Below are 11,650 nucleotides of genomic sequence, written 5' to 3' on the forward strand. Positions count from 1 at the left end.
TAGCCCTTAATGGGTTTTATAATTATGGATGTTGTTTTTTATTTTTTTAACTGTTAAATCTACTAGGGTTAATTATTTTATTAATCCTTTTTGTTATTTCTTTTAAGTTTTTCTTGTTTTCTCTTTCCTCAATGAAGGGTAAGTTTAATTCATGTGAAATGTATTTTTTCAGTATGAAATATTCTGTTTTTTCATTTATTTCTAAAAGTTCTGTCTTTATATCTTTGGATGGGTGGTTTTTATATATGTCTAGAACTGTCATGCCATAATTGAATTCATCATTTATTTGTTTATAACTTTTTAAAGTGTTTTTTACGAGTGATGAACTCTGTGACTCTTTACTTTCTGCGATAACATATGAGGAAAAGTTCAGGTCTGATAGTGAATCTAGCTTTGTTTTCTTTAAGCAAGCTATCAGGTGATTTAACACAGTTTTAGATTTGTTTTCATTTCCTGATTTTTTAAATAACTCGTAAAGCCGGTAGCTGTATATCCCATTTTTTATACATTTGTATTTTCTTATTTGCTTAAAGCAAATATCCAAAGCTTCATCAAATTCATTTAAGTAAATTAGTGATATTATTTTTGATTCAATATATATGTCATTATTACTATATTTTTCAGGTATTAAGTCTTGGAGTGAGAACACCGCATTGAAATTAGAATCTGCAGTATAGCTTTTTAAGCATTCATCTAACGTAGCAAGGTAGAGTGCCTCCCAATGCTCGCCAATATCCGACTTTGAAACTTTTATTCCACCTAAATGAACTTTGTCACTGTTATAAATTGGAGATATGTTGTTTAACAGGGAATCGAACTCTGATTTTCTTTTCGTCAATTTATAGAGCCTGAGTAAGTTGATTGTAGGGTCTATAAGGTTTATGAGATTTTGGTTATCTCTGTCATTTCTATATGACTCACTCCACAGGTCGATCGCTTTCTTTAAAAACAGCTCACTTTCATTAGTTTTTCCTTGGTAAGCTAACACTAATGGGTATGCATTGATTAGCCTTCGCAGTGTTCTATTAAACTTTATCTCTTGACCTGCTACATCCCTATCAAAAGCAATGCACATGTTTTCACACCATTGCTCAATATTATATAAAGCTGCCAAATCCCGCTTTTCGGTTAAACGCTTTAAGTGAGGTTTGTAGCTTGTCGAAAAATTTTCTGGCATTAGCTAATGCCCTCGGAATCTGAGAAGGAGGTGCGTTGTTCCTGATTATCACTTACATGACAATAGACCTCTTCAGGGTCGATATAACCACCGACGAGTGCATCAAGTAATTCGAGGTTGGTAATTTCAATAAAACCATCATTTGTTCTTCGAGCTGCTACCGAGTGTTTTTCTGATTTCATATTGTTTCTCATTTAACTTGCCTTATTAGTTTTTCGGACTTGAAGATAAACCTAAAATAAGCCAGCTGATTTGCAATGATTTAACGCTGATATATCTGTAACCAAGTTGTGACTTTCTTATAAATCAGTTGGTTATGATTGTGTGGTAATTCCAATTACAGTGCGGTACTATAGTTGTTGTTAAGGAAGTGTTAAGTTTGTGAGTGACTAAACAGTATGTTTTTTAAGATTGGTGAGTATTATTTAGATACGCAAGAGATGTCTCTTCACATAAATGAGCAATCAATTTTATTAGAACCAAAAGTCTTTGCTGTCTTAATGTATTTTATTGAGCATAATGATCGTTATATTTCGATGGAAGAGCTCCATGCAAACTTATGGCAAGGTCGATGTGTCTCTGATGCAGCTGTTAGGCGAATTATAAGTAAAATACGTATTGTTTTGAACGATGACCACAAAGAACCTACTTACCTTCAATCTCTTCCAAAGCGTGGCTATAAATTAATTTGCCCAGTATCTCAAATTGCAGAAACATCTACGTCTGAGGACACCGAAAAACCAATAGATGTTAAGAATAACGACGCAAAAAAAAATAGGCGTTTTTTATTCATTGTAATTGCCACCCTCTTTTTGTTTTCATTGACCTACTTCATCTATAAAAATACTGATAAAGAAGTACATGTCGTTACAAAAGTGATTGATTCTGTTATTTCGGACAAAAGGGCGTTAGCTGTTTCAAATGATGGCAAATATATAGCATTTACAAGTAAAGTAAGTCATGAGGAAAATGACCACATCTATTTAAAAGATAGAGAAAGCCAAACTGTCAAAATGCTAATTGATGATACGACCCTACCCAGGGGTTTAACTTTTTCCAATGATGCAAAACACTTGTATTTTTCTGATAATTTAGATGGTATTGCTTTATTAAAACAGGTTGCCTTAGAAAGTGAAGCACATAAACCAGAGATATTAGTATCCGACTTTTACTTTATCGCCGATGTTTTTGTGGATAAAAATGAAGATGGCCTAATTTACTTTTCTGGGCAAAAAAGCCAACAAAGTGCAATGCTTATCTATAAGTATAACTCTAACAATAATTTGCTAGAGGAAGTTACATCCGTTGCTCAAAAAGGTGCACATGACAGCCAAGCCGATATTTCTCCAGATTCTAGCAAAGTTGTTGTACTTCGAGTTTTTTTAGACAGTAAACGTAACTCTATTCGAGTACTCGATTTAAAAATTGGTAGCACACTTTTCCAGCATGACCAAAATGTTGTCATTTATGATGTTCAATGGCTAGATAATGAGCACATCATTTTAGTCGATGATAAAAAATTAACTAAATTGAACATTAAAACAGGTGATTTAGAGATCATAACTAATTCAGAAACAGGCTTGATTGCTGCCAAAGTTTTAAGTTCTAGTTCTCTATTGGCGATTAGAGATAATGTGTTAACCAATACGCTGATAGAGAAGAAACTACCATTAAGTGATTTTAAAAATGTTGAGTTAATCCAAGAGAAACAACCAAAGCAAGGTTACATTAAAGCTTACCAGCCCGTTGATAATAAAATCTGGATGGTTATAAAAGAGAGCGGAGTAAACTCTTTGATTTTTTATGAAAAAACAAAGGCTGATAAAAAAGTGACTTTAATGAGTACTGAAAAGCCACTTAAGTTAATAAGCTCCTCGACATCTGGGCAATATGTATTACTGAAACTTCAAGAGCGCATAACGATTCTTAATACACTTGATAATAGCCTTACCTACCTCTCTAAAGCTGATGAGTTGATTGGCGATATTACTTTTTCACTAGACGAAAAGTCTATTTTATATACGCGTAAGAGTAATGGTGAATGGCAAGCTTTTAAGCATACGATTGAAGAGAAAACAAAGGAAAAAATCTTTAAAGGTTACCGCTTTATTCGTCCATTCAATGAAGGGTATGTTCTAGGTGATGACAACGGCAGGTTATCACGCTTTGAAACGTTAAAAGAATCGATGATCCCAATGCCGATAAGTGTGTCTACTGAGCATAATACAAACTGGACGATTATAGATAGCACATTACTATGGAGTGATCATAACTTGATAAACACCACCTTCTATGAAATGGACTTATACGATGTTGATGCCTCTAGCTTAAAGTCAAAAACGTTTGACTTTAACGTGATTAGGCCTAGTTTTTATGTAGATAAAATGAATAACTTGATTGTAGTTGAAAGCTTGGGTAATAAATACAGTGATATAATTTTATTTGAAATTCAATGAGTTAAGTGTTTTTCTTTAAAGTTATAAAAAAGTCACCACATAATTATTGATAAAATTGCCCTCTTAGCCCAAATTTAATGTGAACAAAATAACTACAACATAAGTTAGGGGCTATACCACTATGAAAGACACTTTTAAAAAAACATTCATCTATGTGACTACCTTTATATTATTAACAGTAGCCAATACCGGTGGACTGTATATAAATGATACTATTAAAATTAATACTGACGAGTCATCAGTGAAAAGCATTTGTATTCTCGCTCCAGATCTATGTAAAAAATAATCTTATAAGAGAGCGTTTTTTATGGTAAATATAAATGAACTTCATTCTAGGATTGAGAGTATAAACTCAGTAGATAGCTTTAATAATTTTTTTACAGATATAAAAAATACTTATAGTTATACGCAGGTAGGGTTTATTACTTTTGATTTCTCTGACTTATTTAGATTTGATACTAATTACTTTGGAGAATTTGAGCGCCCTTTTTTAGATGAGGTTCATTCCTGTAAAAAATTAATTCATTATTGTCTTAATGAAACAAAAGCGCTGATGCTTAGTGAAATAAATGGCAATTATGATTCAGTATTAATTGTTCCTACAGGTTTACATAAGAATAAATTTGCTTGTTTGGTACTTGAGTTGCCCAATTTAAGTACTGAACCGCACAAAGCAAAAATGCTAGGAGACTATTGGCGAATCTTTTTAATCGAAATGTTTGAAGCCTACCGACGTTCAACGCGTACAGAAGCAGTAAAAATTACACGGCGAGAAAAAGAGTGTATTAAATGGGCATCAATAGGCAAAACATCCTGGGAAATTAGTCAAATACTTAATATCAGTCATAGAACGGTTGATTTTCATTTGTCTAACTGCATAAAAAAAACGAGTAGTACTAATCGACAGCAAGCTATCGTGAAGTGTATCTTAAACGGAGAATTGCTTGCCTAACACCAGCAAGAGCCACCTTTTATGGTGGTTTATTTGTACCTAGTGTGAACTTAATTGAATTATAAGTTTCCCCTTCATTTTATTTAAAGCATTCACTTGCCATTTATATTGTTTCGTTTAAAATCTCAAAACTTTCGAAACGAAACTTATGTGATCATATAAATGACAAAACGAAACACTCAACAACGTCGCCATACAATCTTAAGTCAAGTTAATGAGTACGGTGAGGTCGCTGTAGAGGCGCTGGCTGAGCAGTTTCAAACTTCAGAAGTAACGATTCGTAAAGATCTCACGGCACTTGAGAAAAGTGGCTTATTACTGCGCCGTTACGGTGGTGCCATTGCATTGCCGCAAGAAATCGTTGCAAATAGCAACGAGAAAAGCGACTCGCTTCGCAAAATGGCAATCGCGCAGGCGGCTGCAAAGCTTATTAAAGACCATAACCGCATCATAATTGATAGCGGCCGCACTACAGCAGCGATGATCCCTGAACTTGCCAATAAGCGTGGCTTAGTAGTGATGACCAATGCTATTAATGTCGCTAACCGACTGCTTTCATTAGAAAATGAGCCAACACTTTTGATGACCGGTGGGACTTGGGATCCGCATTCAGAATCGTTTCAGGGCCAAGTTGCAGAGAATGTTCTACGCTCTTACGACTTTGACCAACTCTTTATTGGTGCCGATGGCATTGATATTGATAGAGGTACTACAACCTTCAATGAATTAGTAGGGCTTAGCCAAGTGATGGCTGAAGCTGCCCGTGAAGTGGTAGTGCTGGTTGAGTCAGAAAAAATTGGCCGAAAAATACCGAATTTAGAACTGCCTTGGCAGCGTGTTACCACTGTTATTACAGACAACCACCTAAGCGTAGATAAGCGTGAGGCGATAACAGCATGTGGTGTACAGCTGATCTGTGCAGAAATTGAATAACCCGTAATAAGACCGACAACACCTTATTACGCATCATTTATGACAACACATACCGCCCAAAGTAAAACACTTTGGCATGTGCAAAAGGAGAGATTATGTGTGGAATCGTAGGGGCTGTTGCAGAACGCCCAGTAAATAAAATTCTTGTAGAAGGCTTAAAGCGTCTTGAATACCGTGGCTATGACTCAGCAGGTGTAGCCCTCGTTGAAGGCAATGTATTAAATACAGTAAAAGCAGTGGGTAAAGTTGCTAATTTAGAATCTGCCCTTAATGCGGCAAATGTAAAAGGCACAACAGGTATCGCACATACGCGCTGGGCAACACATGGCGGTGTAACTGAAGCGAATGCACATCCGCATATTTCGAATAGCGAAATTGCACTCGTTCATAACGGTATTATCGAAAACCATGCTAGCCTGCGTGATGCGCTAAAAGGTGATGGTTATGAGTTTTTATCAGAAACTGATACTGAAGTAATGGTGCACCTTATCCACCAACTTCGTCAGCAACACACTTCTTTATTGGCAGCAGTGCAAGCGGCTGTTAAGCAGTTTGAAGGCGCATTTGGTACCGTTGTTTTTGATAAAGCGAACGATAACGAAATCATTGTAGCGCGCTCAGGTAGCCCTCTAGTTATTGGTTTAGGCCTTGGTGAAAACTTTATTGCATCTGACCAACTTGCTCTATTACCTGTTACTCGTAGCTTTATTTACCTTGAAGAAGGTGATGTTGCTCGTATTACCCGTGATAGTGTGGAAATATTTGATGCAAACGGCGATGCAGTCGAGCGCGAAGTGATTGAATCAAACATCACGCAAGATGCATCAGGTAAAGGCGAATATCGTCACTACATGCTGAAAGAAATTTACGAACAGCCACTTGCTGTACGTAACACACTTGATGGCCGCCTTCACAATGACACTGTAGCGATTGATGCCTTTGGTGACAGTGCTCAGCAAATCTTTAAAGACGTAAAGCACGTACAAATTATTGCCTGTGGTACTTCATATCACTCGGGTATGGTTGCGCGTTACTGGCTTGAACAGTTTGCAGGCGTGAGCTGTAACGTAGAGATAGCCTCTGAATTTCGTTACCGTGAATCATTTGTACATGAAAACAGCTTACTTGTGACCATTTCACAGTCTGGTGAAACAGCCGATACACTTGCTGCACTTCGTCTTGCAAAGCAGCAAGGTTATATGGCGTCAATGACCATTTGTAACGTACCTGGTTCATCACTGGTGCGTGAATCTGACTTAGCCTTTATGACTAAAGCGGGTGCTGAAATTGGTGTTGCATCAACTAAAGCCTTCACCACACAGCTTGTTGGCTTATTAATGCTAACAGCATCGATTGCTCAAGAAAAAGGCTTAAATCAAAGTGCGATTGTCAATGCAATCAAAACACTGCCTAACAAGTTAGAAGAAGCATTACAGCTTGCAGAAGGAATTGAAGATTTAGCTGAAGAGTTCGCTGACAAGCATCACTCATTATTCTTAGGTCGTGGTTCACAATATCCAATCGCGATGGAAGGTGCCCTTAAGCTGAAAGAAATTTCATACATTCACGCCGAAGCATACGCAGCGGGTGAGCTTAAGCATGGTCCTTTAGCGTTGATTGATGCTGACATGCCAATCATTGTTGTAGCGCCAAACAACGAACTACTTGAAAAGCTTAAATCAAACGTAGAAGAAGTACGTGCCCGCGGCGGTATTATTTATGTATTCGCAGATAAAGACTCACACTTTGAATCTGATGAAACAATGCGTGTAATTAACGTAAACCATGTGGATGACGTGATTGCCCCAGTTGTATATACAATTCCGCTACAGCTGCTTTCATACTATGTTGCGGTTATTAAAGGCACCGACGTAGATCAGCCTCGAAACCTAGCAAAATCGGTGACGGTTGAGTAAGTTTAGAGTTTTATATTTATTAAGGCGCAATATGCGCCTTTTTTTGTACTTGTAATTCTGTTAGCTTAAAAAATTACCAACATCTCTTAAGGATAAGTCGTGCGACTATTTAAGTTACTCTGCATTAGTGGTTTTTTACTTTGTACTAGTTATGTAATGGCTCAACCAGCCGCAGATGAGGCGGTTACAAATTACAGCCACCATACGCATACTATCGAATCAAGTAATCTTAATGAGCAACGCACTGTCGTTGTGCAATTACCAAAAAGCTATCAAACACATCCAAACAAAAGATATCCCGTTATTTACCGTTTAGATGGGGCCGGCAATTTACCCTTAATTAATGCTGTGCTTGAGCGCTTACAACAAAATGATCAAGCGCCAGAGGTGATTGTAGTTGCAATTGAAAGCACTGATCGACTTAGAGATTTTTATCCCACAGTGAACAAAGAACCACAAGGGCCTGTTGGCGAAGGCGGTGGCGCAGCAAAGTTTTTAGCTTTCGTAGAGCAAGAACTGATGCCTTTGGTTAATAAACAGTATCGTACTCATGATTATAGAGTTATTGCAGGCGCCTCAGCTGCGGGTGTATTTGCTCTTTACGCAATGCAAGCTGACCCTGAGTTATTTCAAGCGCACATTGCTTATAGCCCTGCGGTATGGTGGAACTATGGCGCCCCAGCTAAGAGTCTAAATACCTTTGTTACTAAAGCCAAAAGTATTAACAGCTATGTATATATGAATATCGGCGAAGAAGCTGGCATTATGCGCGAAAGATACGATGATATGCAGCAAACGATGCAAAATAGTAAGGTGCAAAATCTGCGCTTTAAGAGCGACGCCTTTGCAGGCGTTTCGCATAACCTAACCTCAGCCGCAGGGGCATTTAATGCGTATCATGGTTTATTTTTATCTAAACAGATGCCTTTGAGTGCATTGGGCGATGATGTTTCATCAATTGATGCCTATTATCAACGTTTATCTCAGCAATGGGGCGAGCAAATAGCGCCACCAGACCGCGCTGTTAGGTTGCTAGGTTACAGTTTAACGGATAACCAGCAATTTGAGCGGGCTATTGAGGTGTTTAAGTACAATATCAAAAACTACCCTAAATCAGCGTATGCCCTGTCAGCTTTGTCATATGGCTATGAAATGCAAGGTAATACACGCCAAGCATTAGTCCAAATTAAGGCTGCAATAGCCGTTGCCGATGACGCTTACCCTTACCTTAATTACTTAAAAGAGACAAAAACGAGGTTAGAAGCACAGTTGAGTAAGAGTTAATAATATAGCCAACTTAGTTGTTGGCTTTTAAGCACTCATTTTAATATTGAGCAATTACCATAAACCAGTGGCTGTTATCTAAAAGTTATTTAAATCACTAATTCCTACTTTATGGGTAATTAATGCGCTAAAATCGCAGGCTATTTTAGTAATGAGCCCACACTTTTTATGACCTCAGCCACAAACTCTCGCAATTTCAACGAACTTGGCCTTATTCCAGAGCTACTTGCTCGATTGGCGGATCTTGAATATACCCAGCCAACACCTATTCAGGCAAAAGCAATTCCAAGCATTTTAGCGGGTAGTGACTTAATTGCAGGAGCAAATACCGGTTCAGGTAAAACAGCGACATTTGCTTTGCCTATGTTGCAAAAGTGCTTTTTAGATAAGGGAGATAAAAAAGCACAAGGCAAAGGTAACTTTGTATCAGGGCTTATTTTAGTGCCAACCCGAGAACTCGCGGTGCAAGTGGCTGATAGCGTTAAATCGTACTCTGCAAATTTTAATGGTGCGATTAAAACCGTTGCTGTATTTGGTGGTGTGTCGGTTAATACGCAAATGCAAGCATTGCGAGGCGGTGCAGATATTATCGTTGCAACTCCTGGTCGTTTACTTGATTTGATTTCAAGCAATGCCATTAAGCTTGATAAAGTAAACACCTTAGTGCTTGATGAAGCAGACCGCATGCTGAGCCTAGGTTTTACCGAAGAGCTTGCTGAGCTATTAGCGCTTATGCCCGCTAAAAAACAAACTATGCTGTTTTCTGCAACGTTCCCAGAGCAAGTTACACTATTAACCCAAAAATTGTTAAATGAGCCTGTTGAAATACAAGTTCAAAGTAAAGATGAAAGCACCCTAGTACAGCGCATATTTATGGTAAATAAAGGTGAGAAGACCACGGTTTTAGCGCACTTGATAAAAACCCATAAATGGCGCCAAACGCTGATTTTTGTGAATGCAAAAAAAGATTGTGAGCATTTAGCAAATAAGCTTGAAAAGCGTGGCATCAATGCACAAGTATTTCACGGTGATAAAGGCCAAAGTGAGCGTACTCGCGTAATCGAAAAGTTTAAAAATGGCGAAATCGAGGTATTAATTGCCACTGATATTGCAGCCCGAGGTTTAGATATTGCTAAATTGCCTGTAGTGATTAATTTCAATTTACCGCGCAGTCCTGCCGATTACATGCACCGTATTGGCCGAAGTGGTCGCGCCGGTGAAGTAGGGTTAGCGTTATCATTGATTGATTATGAAGACTTTCATCATTTTAAAATCATCGAAAAGAAAAATAAATTTCGTTTAGAGCGTGAAGAAGTGCCTGATTATACCTTAAATAAAGCGAACCTTGATGCCGCACAAGCACTTAAAAACGACAAGCCCGTAGCTAAACCTGCGGGAACAGGTAAGAAAAAGAAAAAAAATAAAGCTAACCAACAAGACGATGTCTGGAGTGGCTGGAAAAAACCTTAATAGCCTTAAAATAAACCCCGCATTGCTGCGTAATGCCAGTCAGTTAAGCTGACTGGCTTTTTTCTTTGTGGGGTATTTAGTCGGTCTTTTCCTCACAACTCTTGGGTAATACCTATCAGGCCGTTTGTCAGGTAATTTCATCATCCTTAACGATTCCATCAGGTATTCATAGTGAACGGGCAACTTGGTTACTGTTTCCGGTAAAGTGGTTAGGAAGAACACGATGATGTGTCTCATGCAGAGGCCGAAGCTAAGCCGCGATGGGGATAGCTCAGGCATATCTTTAACGGCATCCAGCATAATCATCCGAATCAGGTTGTAGGCCAGTAGTAGTCCCCAGAGCTCCTGTCGTACCATCTCAGGTTTCTTGCTACGAAGTGTTAGCTTGGCCTGATTTAGCGTCTGTTTCATTTCCCTGAACCCTAGCTCTATTTCCCAGCGTTGAACGTACACATCAACAACTTCTTCGTAGGGAAACTGCAATACATCGACCATTGAACTGAGCACATGGTAGCTTTTCCCGTCTACTTTGTAACTGGTTAGCCTCGCGTCGATGGTTTCTGGTAGACCATCAAATTTTTTCCGAGCCTGAGGCGAAGTCTTGAGAGTGATAACAGCATCATGTTCGCTTAGTCGGTGTTTTACTGTGTACTGTAGATCTTTACGGGCAGGGAGCATCCAGTGCGTATTAACGCCTTTAGTCATCCATAAGTACAATAACCCCAGCGAATAATATCCTCTGTCGAAAAGAGTCAGAGAGTTATTGGGAACCGAAGGAATAAGCCGCTGCGCAAGAGACATCTCCCCCACATCCCGACTGTCAAACTCACTGGCCAGTAGAAGGTGGCTGGAGGTTTCCATCAGACTACACATGCGTACCTGTGGATACGGATTATCGCCTTTAGCATTACGGTCACAACCGAATGCAGTAAGGTTCTCACCGGTATCCTGAGCACGAAACATCACGCCATCAACTGCTAACACATTTAAACCACACCACTGTTCAAAGGCAAAATCACCAAAGGCCCGTTGTGCCATCAGCTTAAAGACGTGACCGACAGCTTCATCACCTAGTCGTTGCCGAGCTTGAACTACCGCACTGGGGGCAACAAATCGATTTTTACCTGGTAATGAGATATCAAGTTTATTTGCGATGTCCCAGACAGGGTCATTACGAAAAAGACTCATACCCACGATAGTAAATACGACCGAATCCAGAGGTAACCGGCGACGTCTGATAGTTGCTACGCCCGATAGTGTATAGGCTTGCTGAAGAAGTTCAGGGTCGACAAAAGACATAAGCTTATCGACAGCCTTCAAGTCTTCCGCATGACTAAATGTTTCATCGAGGTTTGTGAGTAAAGACATAAAAAAATCCGATATCAGTTTCTGATATCGGATTTTGAAGCCTTTAAAAGATCGGTCAACCGATCATGAAAATATTCTTAACTGATCGGCATTA

At 38.8% G+C, this 11,650-nt stretch carries 9 protein-coding genes; 6 read left to right on the top strand and 3 right to left on the bottom strand.

Annotated elements, in window-relative coordinates; genetic code table 11:
- Positions 1–46 precede the first annotated feature (46 nt).
- Together PAARA_RS00250 and PAARA_RS00255 are read right to left on the bottom strand one after the other, a co-directional pair.
- The gene (locus PAARA_RS00250; RefSeq protein WP_062567078.1) at positions 47–1,177 is read right to left on the bottom strand and encodes a hypothetical protein; all 1,131 of its coding nucleotides are present in this window, start codon (positions 1,175–1,177) and stop codon (positions 47–49) included.
- Positions 1,177–1,371: a hypothetical protein gene (locus PAARA_RS00255; protein WP_062567079.1), complete on the bottom strand. Its 195-nt coding sequence runs from the start codon at positions 1,369–1,371 to the stop codon at positions 1,177–1,179. Before PAARA_RS00255 ends, PAARA_RS00250 begins: the two co-directional genes overlap by 1 nt.
- Positions 1,372–1,575: 204 nt before the next feature.
- Between PAARA_RS00255 and PAARA_RS00260 the strand changes: the two genes are divergently transcribed.
- The 6 genes from PAARA_RS00260 to PAARA_RS00285 all read left to right on the top strand — a co-directional run bounded on the left by PAARA_RS00260 (position 1,576) and on the right by PAARA_RS00285 (position 10,188).
- A complete protein-coding gene (locus PAARA_RS00260; protein WP_062567080.1) occupies positions 1,576–3,633 on the top strand; it encodes a winged helix-turn-helix domain-containing protein in 2,058 nt (685 codons plus the stop codon).
- A 307-nt stretch (positions 3,634–3,940) separates the two neighbouring features.
- Positions 3,941–4,585 carry a helix-turn-helix domain-containing protein gene (locus PAARA_RS00265; RefSeq protein ID WP_062567081.1) on the top strand — a complete coding sequence of 215 codons (645 nt, stop codon included), beginning with the start codon at positions 3,941–3,943 and terminating at the stop codon, positions 4,583–4,585.
- Positions 4,586–4,747: 162 nt separating this feature from the next.
- A complete protein-coding gene (locus tag PAARA_RS00270) occupies positions 4,748–5,518 on the top strand; it encodes a DeoR/GlpR family DNA-binding transcription regulator (protein ID WP_062567082.1) in 771 nt (256 codons plus the stop codon).
- Positions 5,519–5,613: 95 nt separating this feature from the next.
- The gene (gene glmS / locus PAARA_RS00275) at positions 5,614–7,434 is read left to right on the top strand and encodes a glutamine--fructose-6-phosphate transaminase (isomerizing) (protein ID WP_062567083.1); all 1,821 of its coding nucleotides are present in this window, start codon (positions 5,614–5,616) and stop codon (positions 7,432–7,434) included.
- Positions 7,435–7,590: 156 nt separating this feature from the next.
- Entirely contained in the window at positions 7,591–8,718 is a 1,128-nt protein-coding gene (locus PAARA_RS00280; RefSeq protein WP_157066140.1) for an alpha/beta hydrolase, read from the top strand.
- A 168-nt stretch (positions 8,719–8,886) separates the two neighbouring features.
- A complete protein-coding gene (locus PAARA_RS00285) occupies positions 8,887–10,188 on the top strand; it encodes a DEAD/DEAH box helicase (RefSeq protein ID WP_062567085.1) in 1,302 nt (433 codons plus the stop codon).
- 39 nt (positions 10,189–10,227) lie between these two features.
- Here the strand turns inward: PAARA_RS00285 and PAARA_RS00290 are convergent, their stop codons facing one another.
- The gene (locus PAARA_RS00290; protein WP_062567086.1) at positions 10,228–11,556 is read right to left on the bottom strand and encodes an IS4 family transposase; all 1,329 of its coding nucleotides are present in this window, start codon (positions 11,554–11,556) and stop codon (positions 10,228–10,230) included.
- Positions 11,557–11,650 lie beyond the last annotated feature (94 nt).

This window comes from Pseudoalteromonas arabiensis, from assembly GCF_001550155.1.
GTDB classification, from domain to species: domain Bacteria; phylum Pseudomonadota; class Gammaproteobacteria; order Enterobacterales; family Alteromonadaceae; genus Pseudoalteromonas; species Pseudoalteromonas arabiensis.

Coding starts and splice junctions, on each gene's coding strand:
- PAARA_RS00255 (WP_062567079.1), bottom strand. CDS start 1,371: ATGAGAAACAATATGAAATCAGAAAAACACTCGGTAGCAGCTCGAAGA.
- PAARA_RS00280 (WP_157066140.1), top strand. CDS start 7,591: ATGGCTCAACCAGCCGCAGATGAGGCGGTTACAAATTACAGCCACCAT.
- PAARA_RS00285 (WP_062567085.1), top strand. CDS start 8,887: ATGACCTCAGCCACAAACTCTCGCAATTTCAACGAACTTGGCCTTATT.
- PAARA_RS00290 (WP_062567086.1), bottom strand. CDS start 11,556: ATGTCTTTACTCACAAACCTCGATGAAACATTTAGTCATGCGGAAGAC.
- PAARA_RS00270 (WP_062567082.1), top strand. CDS start 4,748: ATGACAAAACGAAACACTCAACAACGTCGCCATACAATCTTAAGTCAA.
- PAARA_RS00260 (WP_062567080.1), top strand. CDS start 1,576: ATGTTTTTTAAGATTGGTGAGTATTATTTAGATACGCAAGAGATGTCT.
- glmS (WP_062567083.1), top strand. CDS start 5,614: ATGTGTGGAATCGTAGGGGCTGTTGCAGAACGCCCAGTAAATAAAATT.
- PAARA_RS00250 (WP_062567078.1), bottom strand. CDS start 1,177: ATGCCAGAAAATTTTTCGACAAGCTACAAACCTCACTTAAAGCGTTTA.
- PAARA_RS00265 (WP_062567081.1), top strand. CDS start 3,941: ATGGTAAATATAAATGAACTTCATTCTAGGATTGAGAGTATAAACTCA.